Consider the following 19624-nt stretch of genomic DNA (forward strand, 5'->3'; position numbering starts at 1 on the left):
AAAATTGAAATTAATTCTCACCTTAATACAATTAGAAAAAGGACTACCACTTGTGCAAAAACAAATAGTTCATTATCCTTAAAATATAATCTCATTCGTTCGGAGGGAACTATGTTACAAAAATTCGGTTTCTCACAATATGAAAGCCAGGCTTATGAAGTTGTCGTATCAAGCAATGAACCATTAGATGCTACAACGATTGTGAAGCATTCAGGTGTTCCAAAAGCAAAAATATATGAAGTGCTAGCACGCCTAATCGATAAAGGAATGGTAATGGATTCTGTTTCAGAAAAGAAAAAATTGTATACAGCATTACCACTAAAGCTAGCAATTGAAAAATTAACGACAGAATTCCAATCAAATATTAAAGAACTGGAAACAAATATATCAAAAAAATCATTTACAGATGACCGTGTGTGGAGCTTAAAGATGCAATCTTCTATTCGAGTTCAAAGTAAAGAACTCATTGAAAGTGCACAAGAATCAATCCGTATTTCAGCTTGGAATGATACTCTTTTAGAATATCTTCCTTTACTAGAACAAAAAGCAAAACAAGGTGTTCAAATTGAGTCCCTTATTGTTGGAGAAGTAGAAACAGACTTAGAAAACATGCATTTTCTAATCCCAGCTGAAGAACCTAATGCATTAGAGCGCTACTTGCTACTCATCGTTGACGATCGTGAAATTTTATTTGCTGGCGTAGAACAAGAGTCATGGCAAGCGATGAAAACAATGTCACAACCTTTCGTAAAGTTCTTTACAGAATTTTTCTATCACGACGTTGCACTTGCAAAGATTACCCAGAAGCACCACGATCTCTTTATGGAAGATGAGGAAATTAAGAGTTTGTTGATGAAATTGAGGTACTAATTAAATAATAAAAAGGAGTCTAGTTTTTCACTTAGACTCCTTTTCGTTTTGTTCCTTTATCTCTATCAACAGCTCAATGATTTTTTCATTTTGCTCTACTTGCTTCTCTGAATTTTGATAGATGAAACGAACCCATCTAAGTGCAAGAATAATAAGAAACAACGGAAGCATTGAAATTAGAAGACTAATAATTGAAAAATTTGTATACATATACCTCACCTCGCTATATACACCTTCTCCATCTTTCTACTAAAACCTGCAATTTTTTACAAATAAAAAAAGAACCTATCAAACGATAGATTCTTCTTTCACGAACTGAGTAGAGCGTCCTCTCGTAATTGAGAAAATCGCGCAAAGCAGTGCTAATATAATAAAGCCACCGCCTACCCAAGCATTATATATAACAGATGATTTTTCAATAACAACTCCGCCTACTGTTGAACCGAGTGCAATTCCTAAATGAAGCGCAGAGTTATTTAAACCTTGCTGAATACCAGCTGATTCCGGTGCAATTTCAATTAAATAATTTTGCTGTGCTGGTGAAATCGCCCAGCTCAGCATACTCCAAAGTCCCATCATAATGATGAAGAGCGGGAATGAGAATGTCATTAATGGCAACATGAAGATTGCACATGCAAATACGATAATAATCGAGATAATACTTTTCTTCGACCCCCATTTATCAGCAAGCCATCCACCGAATCCGCCGCCAATTACTGCTGCGATTCCGAAAATAAAGTAAAACACACTAATCCAGTTTGCTTCAACATGCATGACATCTTTTAAAAACGGTGTTAAATATGCATACAATGTTAAATGCCCCGTTAAAAACAAAAATGATGTTAACTGTGCACTTACAATTTTTTTATCTTTTAAAGTAGCAAGTTGTTCTTTTATTGATAATACCGATGTCGGTGGTACTTTCGTTAAGAACAATGAAATACAAGCTATTGCCATAACTGTTAATACAGAAATTAATACAAATGGTGCACGCCATCCGTATGCATTTCCGAGCACAAGACCGAGCGGTACTCCAAGTACGAGTGATCCGCTAATTCCCATGAAAATGATTCCAATTGCACGCGCACGAAAATGCGGTTCTACAACACTAGAAGCAAGTGTTACCGATAGTGCAATAATTAATGAACCACTCGCCGCACAAATAACCCTTGAGAACATTAGCATTCCGTAATTCACACTAAATGCCGAAATAATATTTCCGATTAAGAAAATCGATAATGCTCCAACATACAATGTTTTTCTTTCAAACTTCCCTGTCACAGCTAATAAAACTGGACCTGACAAAGCAAATACTACCGAAAATATTGTTATAAGCTGACCAGCTGCGCTAATAGATACTCCTAAATCATTGGCAACTAAATCGAGCGTTCCTCCTATAATTAACTCAACCGTTCCGACTACGAAAGCCGCGATAGCTAAAATATAAACACGAAAATTCAAGTCTTTCCCCACGCTTTCTATTTTGGTTACTACGACTATAGTAACCAAAATAGAAAGTGGACGCAAGTATAATTTTTTTACAGTAAAAAAGGTAGGCGTATTATACGCCTACCCTTCCATCATTCTGTTTCTTTCTTCTTATTTAAATACCAATACACCGGAAGTCCCGTAAAGACAATTCCAATTGATAAGAAACAACTTACCGGATCATTGATAATTGCACTACCAATTACAAAGAGCGAACCTAAAATCGCTACGATTGGTACGATTGGGAATAACGGCACACTATATGCACGCTCTTTATTCTTATTACGTTTTCTTAAAATGAAGACACCAATAAACGTCATTACATAGAAAATATAAATAATGAATACGGAAATCTCAGATAGCTTATTTGGATCACTAATAATCATTAAAATAATTCCTAAAATGATTTCAACAGTAATCGCATTTGCTGGTGTTTTAAATCTCGGACTTTCCTTTGCAATAAACTTAGAAAATGGAAGTTGTCCACGCTCTGCCATAGACATTGGAATACGTGGGAATGTTAAAATCTTTCCATTTAAACAACCGAAAATAGAAACGATAATACCGATACTAATAATTTTTCCGCCATATTCTCCAAGTAACATGCCCGCAGCTGTCGCTGTTGCATTTTCTCCAAGGTCTACAATTTTCGCTGCTGGTAATACATTTAATAACGCCAAGTTAATTAATACGTAAGCAGCCGTTACGATTAAAATCCCTACTGTCATTGCTTTCGGTAATAACTTTGTTGGATTCTTCATTTCTCCACCAATCGAAGCAAGTAAAATCCAGCCGTCATAAGCAAATAACGTTGCTAAAATTGCCATACCGATACTTTGATTTTCCGATATTGGCACAACTACGTTAAAGATATCGCTATTCCCTTTCCAGAAACCTAGCACAACAATTAACACAATCGGAATCATCTTCCCAATTGTCGTGATTGTTTGAACGATACCTCCGTATTTTGTTCCCATACTATTTACAACGCCAAGGAACACAACCGTTCCAATTGCGATTGGTAAATTCCACACTTTATCTAAATAGAAAAAATTAATCATTAAAGAACTAAAGTATAAACCTAATGTTCCGATAATAGCAGGTCCATAAACAATTGTTTGCATCCAACCTGATAAATATCCCCAAAAACTTCCGTAAATCTCCTCTAAATACGTATACAACCCACCATTTTTCGGGATTTGCGCTCCAATTTCAGCTACTGTTAAACCACTTGCTAGCGTCAACAGACCACCAATTACCCAAGCAAGAATGGCCATATTAGAACTCCCCGAGTAATCTAATACGCTCCCTGGTTTCATAAACACACCAGATCCAATAATCGTTCCTACTACGATAGAAAGTGCTACTGTTAAACCAATTTTGTTCTTCTCATCATGATGCATGCTGCGTATCCTCCTTCCAATCCTAGTGTGATGCAAAAATGAAATAAAAAAACACTCCTCCCTAAAAAAGGGACGAGTGTTGTATTCGTGGTTCCACCCTTGTTTCAATTCGTAAAGTAACACACTTCACCAATTTCTCAAGTCTAAATAACGGTTTTTGCCGGCAAGCAATTACTAGATGCTCGTTCACTGCTGCAGTTCAGAGGTGGTAATCCATTTTTCCGTATTAGGAAGCTCACAGCCAAAGGCTTCCCTCTCTGAAAATCGTAAAAAATTGATCGTGTCCTCATCATCACTTCTTGATGTCGAATTTTGTAGTTATTGTTCATTATATTGAATTGTTAGAAAAAATCAATATATTTTTTATATAACATAGGAAATATTTCTCTTCTTATATTATAACAGAAGGTACGACACTTCTCCATTTCCCTAAAAATGGTATAATCCGTTTAGGAGGTGCACCAATAATGATTGCTGTCTTTTGTATCATTGCTACGTTTCTCTCTATTCTATTCGCTATCATGCATCGGCACAAGTATCCTGGTTATAGCATTTTAGCGGTAGCTATTATACCAGCTGTTTCCTTCTACGTATTGGGTAAATATCAATATACGGAAGTGTTTATCAGTTTTGCAATCTTCTACTGCATCTTCGGATACATACTAACAATGAAAAGAATTTTATTGAATCATTAAAAGGGACCGATTTCTGCTGACAGAAATCGGTCCTCGCACGTACCTTCCGGTTGCCCACACGAAAGATACATAAATCAATTATTTATCTTCTTTTTTCATAAAAAACTTATGGTGCGGTAAATCAACATTCAATGCCTCTAATTGTTTCTTTTCGTTGTCTAAAATCGCTTTTGCTTTTGTTTTTGTTGCTTCATCTAATCCAGCAAAGATGTCTTCATGCTTCTCTTTCTCTGGAAGTTTCACACCTAATTTTGTTAATTCTTCTTTTGCTTGCTCATGCGTTAATTTTCCGGATTTCTTTTGCTCTAAAATTGACTTTGCTTTCTCTTTTGTCTGTTCATCTAAGTTAGCAAACATATCTCCATGCTTACCTTTCTCCGGCATTTTCACGCCTAGCTTTGTTAATTCCTCTTTTGCTTGTTCTCGTGTTAATTTCCCGGACTTTTCTTGCTCTAAAATGGATTTCGCTTTTTCTTTCGCCTGTTCATCTAATCCCGCAAACATTTCTTTGTGCTTACCCTTTTCCGGGAACTTCACGCCTAATTTTGTTAATTCTTCTTTTGCTTGTTCTCGTGTTAATTTACCAGACTTCTCTTGCTCTAAAATTGACTTCGCTTTTTCTTTCGCCTGTTCATCTAATCCCGCAAACATTTCTTTACGTTTTTCTTTTTCTGGAAGCTTTACACCTAGCTCCTGTAACTGTTTCTTTGTATCGTCCATAATCGTTTTTACTTTTTGTTTTGTAGCGGCATCTAAATCTTTTTTCGCTGTTTTTGTCGCTTGCTCAGCTGTTGGAGTATTCGTTGCCGCGAATGCCGGAATGCCGACTCCTCCAATGATTCCGAATGATAACGCACCTGCAATCGCTAAATACCCAACTGTTTTCTTCTTCATAGGAAATTTCCTCCTTCATATTTCTAATGCATGTACACTTTCGTATACAATGCCTATAGTAATGTCGGTTTCTTAACATTTCCTTAACGACTTAACAAAAAAAACACCGCTCGTAATGAGCGGTGTTTCACTAAGCCTTTTGTAATTGTAATTCTTCACGTTCCATTATTTTTCTTAATACAATTGTTTGTGTCATTGTAAATAAGTTACCTGTTATCCAATACAACACAAGTCCTGATGGCGCCGCAAACCCCATAAATAGAATCATTGCTGGCATCATAATTTGCTGCATTTTCAGCATCTGTACTTGTTCTCCAGGTGTAATATTCGATTGGAAAACTTTCATCTGAATAAATGTCGTTAACGCTGCAATAATCGGTAATATATGATATGGATCTGCATGTCCTAGGTTCACCCATAAAAACGAAGATGTGCGAATCTCTTCAGTTCTGCTAATCGCATAATACAAAGCAGAGAAAATCGGCATTTGTATAAAAATTGGCCAGCAACCAGCAAGTGGATTCCAACCGCCTGATTTCATTAGTTCTGACATTTCTTTTTGATACTGCTTTTGTTTTTCAAGGTCTTTGCTTACATCACCGTACTTTTTCTTTAGCTTCTGCAATTCAGGTTGCATTTTCTTCATTTTCGCTTGGCTGCGATATTGCGAAACAGCTAATGGAATCATCGCTGAACGAATAACGAGCGTCATAATAATGATAGCAATCCCAAAGCTAGCTCCAGGTATATGATGAGCAACAAATTGAATCATAAACGAGATTGGATATACAAAATAATGATCCCAAATCCCAGTACTATGTGCATCAATTGGGGCCGCATTACTGCAACCAGATAAAACAAAAACAAATAATAATGATAAACTAACGAGCACAGCTCGGTATGATTTTAACATGTTCATTCCTCCAATGTTTCGTAATTATTTAGCGAAACATTGGCGTATACGGACCGACCTCGTCATTCTCTTCACTTGATTCTTGTCTGCGTACAGAACGAATCATTCCATATTTATAAAAAATAGAAAATAGCGGTACATTTCCCGCACTATCTTCACATGTATCAACTAACGCAAAAGCTCTTTGTCTACCGCTTGATGCTTGTTGACGCACAAAGCGAGAAACATTAGCAAGGAAGAAAACTTCTAATAAACAAAGTGCCGTCGTTACAAACGATATATATAGAATTGCATCCTGCAATAAAAATTCCATCGCTTCACATCCTTAATAAGGTCATTTTAGCACATCGGGCAAATATTCTCTATTTCCTTTTATTTTCAAAAAAGTATTTTGCATATTTTCTCAAGAAAACAATAATTAAGAAACGTTGTATTCGCTTTCTTTAGCATATTCACACACATCAATGAATAGGCTTGATTTATTAGAAATTTATAAAATTTTTGCATTATAATAAAACTATTGCCAGTTTTTGAAAAAACCTTTATTCTCTTCTTGTAATCAAAAATGAATATGGAGATGAAACATACTATGGGTCAACTAGGAGACGCCGATTACGTTCCCGACACCGCCTTTTTATCCTTCCCAGCAGCTAAAACATTTCACTTAGAATTTATGATACAGTTGGTTGTTATTTTTATAGCTTCTATTTTGTATGCAATTTCTATGAATATGTTTTTTATCCCGCATAATATGATTAGCGGTGGATTCGCTGGTGTAGGGATGATTATCGGTTATTTAATGCACTACAATATCGGTGCACTTATCTTTTTACTAAACATTCCTCTTCTTATTTTAAGTCACTTTTACTTAGGCAAGAAGACAACCTTTTTAACAGCTTACTTTGTAGCTGTGTCATCGTTAGCGATGAACATTATCCCGGTACACCAAGTTTCAGACGATATTTTACTTTCTTCTGTATTCGGTGGTGTTATCTGCGGAGCAGCTTCAGGAATTATATTCCGATTTGCTTCTTCAACAGGTGGTTTTGATGTTGTTGGATTGATTGTAGCGAAATATCGAGATGTTTCAATTGGAGCAATCATATTTGTATTCAACTTAATCTTACTTGTAGCAGCAGGTTTTATTTTCGGATGGGATATTACACTTTATACGTTAATTAGTCGATTTGTAGTCAGCAAAGTTATCGACGCTGTGCATACGAAACATATTAAATTAACGATAATGACTATTACAGAAAAAGGCGAGGAAATAAAAAGCGCACTACTACATCACGGCATACGCGGGGTGACAATGGTAGACGCTGTCGGCGGCTATACAAACCATAAGAAAAAAATGATTTACACTGTCGTGACTCGCTATGAGTTAGGCGAAATGAAACGTATTATCCGTCAAGTGGATAACAAAGCATTTATGAACATTACTGAAACAGTTGAAATTGTCGGCCGTTTCAAACGCATATAAAAAGGTTAATAAATTAAAGGGCATAACATATTAGTCATATATAATATGTTATGCCCTTTGTTATTCAACTAACGTACCTTTTAGCATAATAAAATCACTAAGTTTATTACTACAAATCGGAGGATAGCATTCCATATACAATACTGTCTGTCCATTCATCTTTATTCCAAAAATCTTGTATGAAATGGGCTTCCTTTCTCATACCTATTCGTTCACACAATTTTTGTGAAGCTGTATTACGTGCATCAAGATTAGCCTGTATACGATGTACATTGAATTCATTAAATAATTTCAATACCAAACTACTTACTGCTTCTGTCGCCAAACCTCTCCCAGCTACTTCATTTGAAAAACTATAACCAATCTCAACAGTGTCTTTCATATTTGTGTACCATACGGATAAATCACCAACTACTTTATTTTTGTATATAACTGCCAAACTTAATATTGTTTCTTTAGTAAGTACATGATTTGCTATCTTCTTATTAAATCTTTTCTGCATGTCTTCATGAGTCCACTTGTTATGTAATAGGAACTTACATGTATCATCACTATTATAAATAGCAAATACATCCTGTAAATCAGTACTCTTAAAAGGTCTAATTATTAATCTTTCTGTTGTGAACTCCAAGTTAGCTCTCCTCCCTTACATTCATGCTATAAAACATTTTTTATAGTATTTAGGCCTCATTCTTAGATCTCACCTTGATTACATATTTCATCATAATAAATTAAAATCCTTCTTCCACTAAACTGCACCGTTAATGGTATTTCCTTGCGCTTTTTATTTTTTACACTTATTACAAAATCAGATAATTCTATTATTATGTCCCTAAATGTGTTATAATGAAAGCAGACTCACAAAAAAAGAGTATATAGACTTGGAAGTTTCTCTTATTTTACAAGCAAAAAGAAACGAGCAGTCGGGTATATTTCAGACACCATACACGTAACGGTTTAAACAACCGATCATCTTAGTTACTCTTCAATGATCTTTTTATAAAAAGATACGTACAATTAAAACTCACTTCAATATACTATACCTACCTTTTTGACTTCCAAATCATCTTATTACATAAGGAGATGAACATATGAATCAATATATACGCTATACAATAGCTGTCCTGTTTGCTATTATCGGCGGAACAATCTGCTTCTGGACAAACACTCAGCTTGGAGAGAATATCATCTTTAATGGAATCGAAACACTTGTAAGCGCTTCAATTTTAGGCGGATACATTTACTTCCTCTTCAATCCAGAAGAAAACGCTCAAAAAACAATGTTATTAACAATGATCGGAATCGTTGGTGGATGTATTTCCTACTCAATGACAAACTATACATTACCACTTCAATTAAGCTCAGCTTTCTTCCACGGTCTATGGACTTGGTTCATTGCATTCTGCTTAGCAGACGTATTCAACCTATTACAAGACAATGAAGAAGATAGCGGTCGCCAAATTGAAAGTAACTCTTAAGCTGGAAGATACTCTTCCAGCTTTTTTATGTTGGTTTGCATACCCCGCATCACGATAAAAAGAAGTTGCCCTCACGGCAACTTCTTTTCCATATACCCCACTTCGTATTCACTAAAATATATCAACGATTTTTCAAATATATCGATCGTTTCTCCACTTATATCAACGATTTTTTCATTATATCGACGGTTCGACACAAGATATCGATTTACCGACAACCTTCGACACTCAAAACGCACAACATACCCTATCCACCAAGCAACTTACTGCCGAACTCTACGATTAAAAAGATAATTAATAAGATCGCGAGTATCTTTAATGCTACATATGCCACTTTAAAAACAACATAAATGAGCAAGACGATTAAAATAATCGTTAAAATTTCCATCTAGAATTCCTCCAAGCTTTGCTCTTCTTATCTCATTTTACTGGCCCCGGGCTATTTATGGAACGGCATAAGATGACATAGAAAAAAGAGGATACCTCACCCATCGTAAGATACCCTCTCTTTCAGCTGCTCAAACCATTCTCTTTCTAATTGTAAATATCCCATCTCACTCTTCTCGGCGCTCTCCAATTCTTTATCAGCTTTCTTCATATAAGTATGGGAAGCTTCTAGATCATTCTCTAAATATTTGATAATTCCTTGTGTACGATAATATCCGTTTAAGTCCATTTTTGTAATAGCCTTTGCATGTTCCTTTGCTTCTTGCAAAGAAAGACTATCCATCTCATAAAGGGCTTTATATAAAAGATACCAACTATGAAAACTACTAACGAAAAACTTATTTTCTTTCGTTACAGGTAGTTGAACAATTCTTTCTATATACGGTATCGCTCTTTCCATTCCCTCTTGATCTGCACGAGCAAGGAAGACAAGCATAAGTCTACTCATTATCTCTCTTATCCCTTTATTCTCTTTTATTTTCTCCTCACTCAATTCTACTAATCTTTCATCCCAATCTTTCGGTCTTTTATAACTAAATAACTCACTCGATATTTGAATCTCATATAAATGATTTCTAGCTCTTTCATCATCTTTAATTAAAATAAGAAATTGCATCCCATCACTCATAAGCATTCCTTTTATCGGCACAATTGTAACCGCAAAGATTGCAAAATGGAAAAAGGAAAAATATAAAAGATATTGATAATAACTCACCATGTATATGTAACCGGAAGTAATACCAAACAGTAAACTCGTAATCGGTCCACCTAAAGTGAGCCATGCCCACTTTTTCGAAAGATTCGGTGTCTCTATAGAAGGTGGTACTAGTGTTGCAACGCCTCCAAAGTACGCCCATAATTTATTTTCTCGAATGCGTACTTTCCCCTTCTCTTTTTGAAAAGTAATCGGCCCTACTGTCATAAATTTAAAATATAAACCACCTATTAAACCAAACACTACATGTCCTAGCTCATGAATAGCTAACACTAACAATAAAATTCCAACTATTGCCCATAGGTTCAAAATTACTTCTAATTTCCCAGTTCGGATTACTCCGTATAAAATGGACAGAATTAGCGCCACTGTCATTGAGCCAGCTGGCCTTCTTAAAATATCCACCTTTTTCTCCCCTTAATAAATCATTTTTCTTTGCATTTCGTACATGAACTTCCCGAGATGCAATATCCAAATAAATGAGATTAAGCCAATTAATACAAAATCGATATCACTAGCAGCTGTATATATAACGGCAGCCCACCATACATATGCCAATATTGTATTCGTAAATTCATACGCTTTATATCCAGCCTCATGCACAATGTGCTTTAATCCTTCATCTGCGTTTTTCGTCCACATTTTCATAGATTCCATATACGTTACACCTTGTTCAGGATATAGCTTATTATAACGATTTTTTGTTATAAGTCCGATAATTACTACAGTAGTTAAACAAACAATAGAAGCTACTAAATTCCACACCGCAAATGAAACATTTGTATCCTGCAACAGTGCACGTCTACATGTAATAACTGCATATACAAACCATGCCTGCGTAACTATATCGCCTACACGTAAATATATACTTATAATGCCTAATTTTCTGCCTTGTACGCTCTCTTCTTCATCGCGTGCCTCTGCTAACATACGTGTATTCTTCCAAGTATAGTACATCATTAAGATTCCAAAAATAGTACATATACCTATAAATGTATTGGATGATAATTTTCTCGGTTCATCCGAGAGTAAATTTAAAGCTATATAAGACGTTAAAAAGCCCCCCATCATACTTAATGCTATTTTCCCCACAGAATCAAATTGTTTTTTTCGTTTACTCTTCATCGTCCTCTTCCCCCTCTACTAACGTAAATATTTCCTCCACCGGTACATTGAAAATTTGTGCGATTTTTAACGACAATACGATAGATGGTGCATAATCCCCGCGCTCAATTAAACTAATCGTTTGCCGTGATGATCCAATCGCTTTCCCTAAATCCCCTTGTGATAAACGATGCTTTGCTCGCAATTCCCTCACTCGATTTTGAAGCTTCATGTCTTCCCTCTTTTTCATTTATTTAATTAAAATTGTAAATAATATCCTTATCTTTGTCAATTATAATTGTCATTACGACTATAATAATTGACAAGATACTTATTTTTTATCCTGTATCAAATTCCTATAAAGAATGTAAAATGTGCATTAAACATAGTCTTAAAAATAAAAAAGTCAGTGCTTTTGCACTGACTTCCTAAATTCTGACATAGAATGGATTTCATATTAACTTGCGTTTTGTAGTAATACCCGTTTTAACTGCTTACGGAAACGAATACCTAACGTAATCGCTACAATCACAATAACTCCAAAAATGATTTTACCGATATGACCTTCTAGCACTCCAAAGATATCATGTAAGTTTCCACCTAACCAGTAACCACCGATTAAGAAGAATGATACCCAAAATAGAGCGCCTGAATAAATTGTAATGGCAAAACGACGGAATGGTAAATTAATAATTCCTGCAAAGTATCCTGTGAAATGACGTACACCAGGAATAAAGAAACCAATAAAAATCAGGAAGTACCCATACTTATCAAACCACATTCTCGTTAAGTCGATTTTTCTTTGCGTTAAAAATACGTATTTCCCATACTTTTGAATGAAAGGCATACCTAATTTATTTCCTAAAAAGTATTGAATCGTCATTCCTACACTTGTCCCAATAAAGGATAGAATAATTAAAATCGGTAAACTTAAATCACCCTTATGTGCTAAAAATCCCGCATATGCTAACGTTGGCTCTCCCGGAAACGGAAGTGCAATATATTCTAACAGCAAGCCGACAAGTACAACATAGTACCCGTATTGCTGAAATAATTCATGAATCCATTCCATGTCATCTCTCCTTTCAATCACGTACAACTTCTTACTATTATTGTATAAAAAAATTGTCGAAATAACTATCACAATAGCTTACATTTTTATTACATTTTTGTAAGGGTCACACTAATGATTTTCGTTCTTTGTTAAATAGTAAAAATCATTTTTCAGGTCGAAATAGCGAAAAGGCGCATTAATAACATGCAGATTTTATCCATTTTTTAGCACTAAAAAACCTCTCTTATTTTGTTCTCAATAAAAAACCATCACAAACTCATGCTAACTTCATATTAGCTTCATATACGTATTGTAAGATTATATCGGAATTTGTTGAAAAATTTAACCAATATATGACTAAGCATTAATTTGAATAAATATAAGTCGTTTTTCGAAATTGAAAAAAGGGTGAATACGAAATGGAAGCATATAAAATGCACGATTTTATTAATACAAATGTTGAATCTCATCAAAATGAAACCGTTTTTAATTTACAAATATGTGAAACAAGTGAATTTGACGTAAGTTTAACAAAATCTACAACACTATCTTTTATCGTTTCAAAAAAGAATATTAAAATTGTCACGAAAAAATGGATTAATTCAAATCAAGAAAGCATGATTGGCAAAAGCTACATCATTCCAACAAAAGCTTTTCATTATTTCTTACCAATCATCTCTGAAAATGAAGATGAGCTAAATATTCAAGTTCAAAGTTTTGGACTACGTGGTGAGCTTTTATTAAATGAAAGATTACTTATTGATAACAACAACAAACACAATAGCAAAATCACTACATTCTTTGAAACATTAGATGAAAATGTAAATAAAGCATTACGAGGATTACAACTTCATTGTATGTAAGACTCTTACGATAGTAAAAGGAGAATAACAATGAAAAAATTATTATTAAGCGCACTATTATCATTAGGATTTTTAACTCTTCCATTCGCTAGCGCAGAGGCAGCTACAACGAAAGATCAATTAATCGTAGACACTCAGTTAAATAAAATGGATTATTATCAGGATGGAAAATTTATAAAAAGTTTTACTGTCGCTACTGGAAAAGCTACAACACCTACACCTAAAGGCACTTTTCAAATCGTAAATAAAATTAAAAATCGCCCTTATTATACAGGCAAAATTAAAGGCGGCGATCCACGTAATCCACTTGGTGACCGTTGGCTCGGATTAAATATGGCAGGAACTTACGGAACAACTTATGCGATTCACGGAACTAACAATAATCAAGCAATCGGCAAATGGACAACACTTGGTTGTATTCGTATGTATAACAATGATATACACTGGTTATTTGAGCGCGTTCAGCAGCAAGCTACTGTCACTGTAAAATAGCCTAAAAACAAGATTTATGTGTAGCCAAGAATTTTATGTCTTGGCTTATTTTATTTATTCATTTACAGTAGCAAAACAACTGTATTTACATATATAATAGGAATAGATTTGATTAGCTAATATTTAAACATTGATAAACGTAGATATTAAAATTATACAGTTATAATGTTTTATAAATTTTATAATACATACTATAATAGAACTACTGTAATTCTGAACCATTCAGTAACACTAAACTATTCCCCTTGCTACCTTCATGATTATTTTATAGCGGGGGCTTATTATATGTATAAACAATCTGAGTCACTCGAAAAATGATGAATTCGAATATTGCAGTAAAAAGCGTTATTTAGGAGGTGTTACTATGACGCATATACTGGTGATTGAAGACAACCCAGATATACAAGAACTTATTCGTGAATTTCTAATGGCACAAAACTTTACAGTTGATGTAGTTGGTGCTGGAACAGAAGGTATTCTTCTTTTCCAAAAAAATTCATACGATCTTGTCCTCCTCGATGTAATGTTACCAGATATAGATGGCTATAGTATTTGTAAAATTATGCGAGGACAATCTGATGTACCAATCATTATGTTAACAGGCTTACATAATGAAGAAAGTGAAATTAAAGGATTTGAGTTAGGTATTGATGACTATATTACGAAACCGTTCCATTACACTGTATTTATTAAGCGTGTAGAGGCTGTATTAAGAAGGGCAGCAACGAAGGAAGCAGAAGCTGCAACTATACTACAATTCCATGAGTTGATGTTAAACTCTACAGCATATGCAGCTTATGTTCATGGTAATCAAATTGAATTGACAACAAAAGAATTTGAAATTATTTATACTTTACTGCAAAATCGAGGAAAAATATTATCAAGAAGTGATTTGTTGAATAAGGTATGGGGCTATGAACATTATGGTGATGTAAGAGTTATAGATACACATATTAAAAACTTAAGAAAAAAATTAGGAATTCCTTATATCAAAACGGTGAAAGGCATTGGCTACAAAATCGAATCGTAGCAAAGACAACATCACCAAAAATATTTTCATCAAAACCTTATTATTTTGTATTCTTTTATCACTTTGCCTTTATCAAATTATTTACTTTCTAGCTTCAAACTACGATAAAGAACGTTTTGCGAAAGAAAATGGAACGCCGACTACAGAACAGGCCGATTCAGATAAGCAAAACGACGGAAGTAAAACGAAGCAAAATAAAGCTGTGTCAGAGGGGAGCATTTCTAATTTCCAATCTTCTATTATAGATTATAAATCTCTTTCTACAGCTATCAATCACCTTTTGCAGCCTAGCCAAACTGTAAAGGCAAAAGAACATACACAAAATCTTTCGGGGAAAAATAGCACTTCTAATCCGCCTACAGAAGCAGAAAAGAAAGCCGCTAATAATGATGCCTTACATACACAAAATGCAGCAAGTAAAACAAATGATACAAATGATAATCCAAAGTTAGCAGATGCGTTGCAACAATTAGCTCCACATATTGGCGCGACAATGCTTGCATTATCACTACTCGGATCATTAATTTATACAAAACTAATTGCCAAACCTTTTCAATATATGAGTGATGCTTTAAAAGATATTATGAATCTTGATTTCTCAGATAAAAAGCTACTTAACAAAAATGCAGATCAAACAGATTTTAATTTGCAAGTAGCTGCTTCACAAGTACCAAATATTGTAAAAAATTTACATGAAAGCAATCAAGATTTAAGAAATGAGCTCAAGAAGGAACAACAATTAGAACAATCTCGTAAAGAATTTATGTCTATGGTATCCCATGAATTAAAAACACCAATCGCAGCCGTTATGGGACAACTAGATGGCATGATTCACGGAATTGGAGCTTATAAAGATAGAGATAAGTATTTGAAACGTTCCTACGAGATGATGCAAGACATTAACATATTAACGGAAAAAATGTTGGAATTATCCAAAATACAAAACCCTCAATTTAAACCGAATTTAGAAGTCATTTCTTTATCTAATATTATTGAGGATGTTATGAAGAAAGTAGATTACTTTGTATCTGTAAAACAATTAAATGTACAATCTAATATTAAACACGACGTACAAATTTTAGCTGATCCTAAATTTATTCAAACTGCTATTTTTAACATTATTTCAAATGCAATTCATTATACAATTGACCATCAGCACGTATATATAAAGCTTTATGAAAAACCAAATGGTTACGCATTAGAAGTATTAAATACAGGTTCACAAATTGATGAAGATAAACTTGCTCATTTATTTGAGCCTTTCTATCGCGCAAACCCTGATAAACACGGTTTAGTACAAGGTAGTGGTCTTGGATTATATATCGTGAAACAAATATTAGATAAACATCAGTTTCCTTACGGGATACAAAACACGCCTCAAGGTGTAAAATGTTCTATTGTATTCCCAAAAGCAATGTAACATTTACTATAATTACATACCCCAAACTTATACTTCATGTGTGAGTGGCGGAATTTTGTAGAGTGTCTTACTCTGTTTCGTTCGCCCGTTATCCTTATTTGGATAGCGGGCGTTTTTTATTACTTAAAAGGAGGATTTTTTATGGAGAAGTTTAAATATTCATTGCTCGTTTTATTCGGTGCTTGCAGCTATGGCATACTTTCAACTATTTTCAAACTCGGATTCATAAATGGATTTTCAGCACATCAACTCTTAGGGGGACAATATGTCTTCGGATGGATTGGACTATTTCTACTCGTTCTTTTCTTTTCACGTCATAAAGTAACAAAAAAACAATTCTTTTCCTTACTAACCGTCGGAACAACAATGAGTATGACCGGGATTTTTTACGCTATTTCTGTAGCAGAACTACCCGCATCTATCGCTGTCGTCCTACTCTTTCAGTTCACTTGGATTGGTGTCATTATCGAAGCAATTGCAAATCGAACATTTCCAAGCCGCGATAAGATTATATCTATCCTTATTTTATTTGCTGGTACATTGTTTGCAGGTGGTGTATTTGAAGGCCTCGGACAAAGTTTTTCTACGAAAGGGATTATCTTTGGACTATTAGCTGCTGTCTCTTTTTCATTCTATGTTTTTGCAAGCGGGCGCGTCGCTACGGATGTTCCGCCTTATACGAAAAGCTTCCTTATGACAACAAGCGCTACTCTTATCGTATGCCTATTCTTTCCGCCAACCTTTTTAACAGACGGTGCTTTGCAAGCCGGTCTATGGAAATATGCTTTCTTCCTCGGATTATTCGGCGTTGTTGTACCTGTCATTTGTTTTTCAATCGGTGTACCAAAGGTTGGAACAGGGCTTGGTACGATATTAGGTGCAGCTGAATTACCAACTGCTATTATTGCTTCTATTACACTTGTACATGAAGTCGTAACGTTCATGCAGTGGATTGGTATTATTTTTATATTGGTTGGGATTTTCACTCCTCAGCTGCTTACAGCTAGGAAAGAAAGGAAACACAATCGCGTGCATAGCGCTTGAAAAAATACAGAATTTATATAAAAGATATAACTGCAATTAAAATAAGTAAATTTATCTGGAGGTATAAATGACTATTTTAAGCATCGTATTTTTTGCTATTATGTGTATCTTCTTCCTAATAAGATATATGAAAGAAAAGAAATTTTACGATTTACTTCTCATTCCCGTTTGTATATATGCAGGAGCAGTGAAAACTCCTTTCGTAGAATACTTAAACTTTAATACTACATTTAAAATAACGTATGATATCGCAGCTATTATTCTTGTAATCCTTGCCGTACTTTTCTTTTTGAAAGATAAGAAAGAGAATCATACTGCATAACAAAAGACCTTTCATTTACTTGAAAGGTCTTTTTCTATATTTCACTTTACCGCTCCATATAGCTTCCCTACCTCATGCTCAATTTGTTTTACATCGATTCGCTCAAATAGTGGCTGCACGCTATCAATTCTACTTGGCAACGTATTTTGCGGTTCCCAATTTCGTTTAATAATCGACAATGTGCTTCTAACTCTTTCACTTGAAAATGGTAAAAACGGTTCAAGGAGATTTGCAAAATTAGCGATAAGATACACACAGTTATAAATCGTTTCTTCACACGAAACTGGATCATCTTCTCTTTGTTTCCAAGGCTGCTTTTCATCAAAATATTTATTTGCAAAACGTACTGCATCAAATATTGTTTCTAACGCCACCTTAAATTTAGTTTGCTCAATCGCCTCTCCTACATGTTTATATAATCCTTCTACTTTATCTTTCAGCTCTACCTCAATACTTCCCTTCGGCACGATACCACCATAATATTTTTCAATAAACTTTAATGTCCGGTTCACAAAGTTCCCGTATGCACCTAACAATTCACTATTATGACTGTAAATAAATTCCCGCCATGAAAAATCAGTATCGCGATTTTCTGGTGCGTTGACGGTTAAAAAGTAACGAATAGAATCTGGATCATAGCGTTCTAATATGTCAGGTACCCATACTGCCCAGTTTTTACTTGTAGATAATTTTCTTTTTTCAACTGTTAAATATTCATTCGAAACGATATGACGCGGGATTGCTTCTTCCCCTATTCCAAGTAATACCGCTGGCCAAATGACGGAGTGAAATGGAATATTATCCTTGCCGTGTACATAATATGTTTGCGCATCGCTATTCCAAAACTCTTGATCATCTTTTCCTGTTTCTTCAGCCCAATGTTTACTCGCTGAATAATATCCTGCCACTGCTTCAATCCATACGTAAATTTTTTTATCTTCATACCCTTTCACTGGAATTGATACCCCGATTGGTAAATCTCTTGATACAGCCCTATCTTGTAACCCTTCCTTTACGTATCTTTCCGTTAATTGAATTGCATTATCACGCCATGTTCCTTTTTCTTTTGCGATTTCTACAACTTTTTTAATTTGCTCCTGAAATGTATGCAATGCAAAATAGAAATGCTCTGTTTCCTCTACAGATGGCGTACTACCACATAACTTACATTTCTTTTCTAACAAATCAAGAGGATCTAAAATAGCAGAACAAGCATCGCATTGATCTCCTCTTGCTGCTTCATGGCAATATGGACATATTCCTTCAACATAACGATCCGGTAAAAACTGCGTACACGTTTCACAATACGCTTGTTCCACTGTTTTTTTATAAATATAGCCTTCTTCTAATAAACGTAAAAAAACTTTTTGAACAGTTTCATGATGATGCTCGCTATCGGTACGTGTATAGCAATCATACGTAAAACCGAGATCACGAAAACATCGCTGAAATTCTTCATGATACTTATTAGCAATTTCTTTTGCTGTCACACCTTCTTGTTTTGCTCTAATTGCAATCGGTGTTCCATTACAATCACTTCCCGAAACATACAACACATTCTCACCTTTGGACCGGTAATAACGTGCTAAAATATCTCCAGGTAATAAACTCGCAATATGGCCAAGATGTAACGAACCATTCGCATACGGCCAAGCGCCCCCAATAAAAATACTCATCTTACATTCCTCCTTTAAAATATAAAAAGCCCCACCCCTATCTTAAAAAAGATAAGGGCGGGGCTGTATAAACAGTCGCGGTACCACCTTATTTCGCCAATCACTCACATAATTAGCCTTAACAAGTACGGAGCTCTATGCTCTTATACTGTGGTTTTGATAACGAGTACCAACTCTCGTCGCCGCCTACTATTATCATTTGATAAGTTCAGGACGAAGCTCAAAGGCCATTG

The 19624-nt window shown here is 34.8% G+C and carries 23 protein-coding genes and 2 other annotated features (1 of these 25 cut by a window edge); of the genes, 10 read left to right on the plus strand and 13 right to left on the minus strand.

Annotation, left to right across the window (positions count from 1 at the left end; genetic code table 11):
• The first annotated feature begins 111 nt into the window (after positions 1 to 111).
• The gene (locus V6946_RS26815; RefSeq protein WP_000939481.1) at positions 112 to 870 is read left to right on the plus strand and encodes a TrmB family transcriptional regulator; all 759 of its coding nucleotides are present in this window, start codon (positions 112 to 114) and stop codon (positions 868 to 870) included.
• Positions 871 to 897: 27 nt separating this feature from the next.
• Here V6946_RS26815 and V6946_RS26820 read toward each other — a convergent pair whose 3' ends face one another.
• The 3 genes from V6946_RS26820 to V6946_RS26830 form a co-directional block, all read right to left on the minus strand.
• On the minus strand, positions 898 to 1080 hold the full coding sequence (locus tag V6946_RS26820) for a hypothetical protein (RefSeq protein ID WP_366981478.1): 183 nt from the start codon (positions 1078 to 1080) through the stop codon (positions 898 to 900).
• A gap of 78 nt (positions 1081 to 1158) precedes the next feature.
• A complete protein-coding gene (locus V6946_RS26825; protein ID WP_105559664.1) occupies positions 1159 to 2397 on the minus strand; it encodes an MFS transporter in 1239 nt (412 codons plus the stop codon).
• Between the two features lie 53 nt (positions 2398 to 2450).
• Positions 2451 to 3761 (minus strand): APC family permease, encoded by a 1311-nt coding sequence (locus tag V6946_RS26830; RefSeq protein ID WP_000546312.1) that lies wholly within the window; start codon positions 3759 to 3761, stop codon positions 2451 to 2453.
• A gap of 65 nt (positions 3762 to 3826) precedes the next feature.
• Positions 3827 to 4063, minus strand: a binding site (T-box leader).
• 165 nt (positions 4064 to 4228) lie between these two features.
• Here V6946_RS26830 and V6946_RS26835 point away from each other — a divergent pair.
• On the plus strand, positions 4229 to 4456 hold the full coding sequence (locus tag V6946_RS26835) for a hypothetical protein (protein ID WP_025709833.1): 228 nt from the start codon (positions 4229 to 4231) through the stop codon (positions 4454 to 4456).
• A 78-nt stretch (positions 4457 to 4534) separates the two neighbouring features.
• Here the strand turns inward: V6946_RS26835 and V6946_RS26840 are convergent, their stop codons facing one another.
• The 3 genes from V6946_RS26840 to V6946_RS26850 all read right to left on the minus strand — a co-directional run bounded on the left by V6946_RS26840 (position 4535) and on the right by V6946_RS26850 (position 6576).
• Positions 4535 to 5350: a hypothetical protein gene (locus V6946_RS26840; protein ID WP_006918812.1), complete on the minus strand. Its 816-nt coding sequence runs from the start codon at positions 5348 to 5350 to the stop codon at positions 4535 to 4537.
• Positions 5351 to 5480: 130 nt separating this feature from the next.
• Entirely contained in the window at positions 5481 to 6263 is a 783-nt protein-coding gene (gene yidC, locus V6946_RS26845; protein ID WP_000920522.1) for a membrane protein insertase YidC, read from the minus strand.
• A gap of 28 nt (positions 6264 to 6291) precedes the next feature.
• A complete protein-coding gene (locus V6946_RS26850) occupies positions 6292 to 6576 on the minus strand; it encodes a hypothetical protein (protein ID WP_000394930.1) in 285 nt (94 codons plus the stop codon).
• Positions 6577 to 6852: 276 nt separating this feature from the next.
• Between V6946_RS26850 and V6946_RS26855 the strand changes: the two genes are divergently transcribed.
• Entirely contained in the window at positions 6853 to 7746 is an 894-nt protein-coding gene (locus tag V6946_RS26855; RefSeq protein ID WP_000530044.1) for a YitT family protein, read from the plus strand.
• A gap of 109 nt (positions 7747 to 7855) precedes the next feature.
• Here V6946_RS26855 and V6946_RS26860 read toward each other — a convergent pair whose 3' ends face one another.
• Entirely contained in the window at positions 7856 to 8377 is a 522-nt protein-coding gene (locus V6946_RS26860; RefSeq protein WP_006918810.1) for a GNAT family N-acetyltransferase, read from the minus strand.
• A 460-nt stretch (positions 8378 to 8837) separates the two neighbouring features.
• On the opposite strand from V6946_RS26860, the gene V6946_RS26865 reads away from it, so the two are divergent.
• A complete protein-coding gene (locus V6946_RS26865) occupies positions 8838 to 9224 on the plus strand; it encodes a DUF3938 domain-containing protein (protein WP_001077773.1) in 387 nt (128 codons plus the stop codon).
• 247 nt (positions 9225 to 9471) lie between these two features.
• Here the strand turns inward: V6946_RS26865 and V6946_RS26870 are convergent, their stop codons facing one another.
• The 5 genes from V6946_RS26870 to V6946_RS26890 all read right to left on the minus strand — a co-directional run bounded on the left by V6946_RS26870 (position 9472) and on the right by V6946_RS26890 (position 12562).
• Positions 9472 to 9612, minus strand: a complete 141-nt coding sequence (locus tag V6946_RS26870) for a DUF3985 family protein (RefSeq protein WP_000404784.1) — start codon at positions 9610 to 9612, stop codon at positions 9472 to 9474.
• Positions 9613 to 9708: 96 nt separating this feature from the next.
• Positions 9709 to 10761, minus strand: a complete 1053-nt coding sequence (locus V6946_RS26875; RefSeq protein ID WP_033692016.1) for a site-2 protease family protein — start codon at positions 10759 to 10761, stop codon at positions 9709 to 9711.
• A 42-nt stretch (positions 10762 to 10803) separates the two neighbouring features.
• Entirely contained in the window at positions 10804 to 11511 is a 708-nt protein-coding gene (locus V6946_RS26880; protein ID WP_000837717.1) for a DUF3169 family protein, read from the minus strand.
• A complete protein-coding gene (locus tag V6946_RS26885) occupies positions 11501 to 11722 on the minus strand; it encodes a helix-turn-helix transcriptional regulator (protein WP_000776168.1) in 222 nt (73 codons plus the stop codon). The genes V6946_RS26880 and V6946_RS26885 overlap by 11 nt, the downstream gene beginning before the upstream one ends.
• A 225-nt stretch (positions 11723 to 11947) precedes the next feature.
• A complete protein-coding gene (locus V6946_RS26890; protein ID WP_006918798.1) occupies positions 11948 to 12562 on the minus strand; it encodes a DedA family protein in 615 nt (204 codons plus the stop codon).
• Between the two features lie 401 nt (positions 12563 to 12963).
• Between V6946_RS26890 and V6946_RS26895 the strand changes: the two genes are divergently transcribed.
• The 6 genes from V6946_RS26895 (at position 12964) to V6946_RS26920 (ending at position 17715) form a co-directional block, all read left to right on the plus strand.
• Entirely contained in the window at positions 12964 to 13407 is a 444-nt protein-coding gene (locus tag V6946_RS26895) for a DUF3978 family protein (RefSeq protein WP_000388769.1), read from the plus strand.
• Positions 13408 to 13437: 30 nt separating this feature from the next.
• Positions 13438 to 13899 carry a L,D-transpeptidase gene (locus tag V6946_RS26900; RefSeq protein ID WP_000735059.1) on the plus strand — a complete coding sequence of 154 codons (462 nt, stop codon included), beginning with the start codon at positions 13438 to 13440 and terminating at the stop codon, positions 13897 to 13899.
• Between the two features lie 364 nt (positions 13900 to 14263).
• Entirely contained in the window at positions 14264 to 14929 is a 666-nt protein-coding gene (locus tag V6946_RS26905) for a response regulator transcription factor (RefSeq protein ID WP_366981475.1), read from the plus strand.
• On the plus strand, positions 14907 to 16349 hold the full coding sequence (locus V6946_RS26910; protein ID WP_406622150.1) for a sensor histidine kinase: 1443 nt from the start codon (positions 14907 to 14909) through the stop codon (positions 16347 to 16349). Before V6946_RS26905 ends, V6946_RS26910 begins: the two co-directional genes overlap by 23 nt.
• Positions 16350 to 16490: 141 nt before the next feature.
• Positions 16491 to 17393 carry a DMT family transporter gene (locus V6946_RS26915; RefSeq protein ID WP_006918793.1) on the plus strand — a complete coding sequence of 301 codons (903 nt, stop codon included), beginning with the start codon at positions 16491 to 16493 and terminating at the stop codon, positions 17391 to 17393.
• Between the two features lie 67 nt (positions 17394 to 17460).
• The gene (locus V6946_RS26920) at positions 17461 to 17715 is read left to right on the plus strand and encodes a hypothetical protein (RefSeq protein ID WP_000154129.1); all 255 of its coding nucleotides are present in this window, start codon (positions 17461 to 17463) and stop codon (positions 17713 to 17715) included.
• A 41-nt stretch (positions 17716 to 17756) separates the two neighbouring features.
• Here V6946_RS26920 and metG read toward each other — a convergent pair whose 3' ends face one another.
• Positions 17757 to 19391 (minus strand): methionine--tRNA ligase, encoded by a 1635-nt coding sequence (gene metG / locus V6946_RS26925; protein ID WP_366981473.1) that lies wholly within the window; start codon positions 19389 to 19391, stop codon positions 17757 to 17759.
• Positions 19392 to 19441: 50 nt separating this feature from the next.
• Positions 19442 to 19624: a binding site (T-box leader), on the minus strand (it continues 88 nt past the right edge of the window).

The sequence above is a fragment of the Bacillus sp. PPSBB_2 genome (assembly GCF_045291115.1).
Lineage (GTDB): Bacteria > Bacillota > Bacilli > Bacillales > Bacillaceae_G > Bacillus_A > Bacillus_A cereus.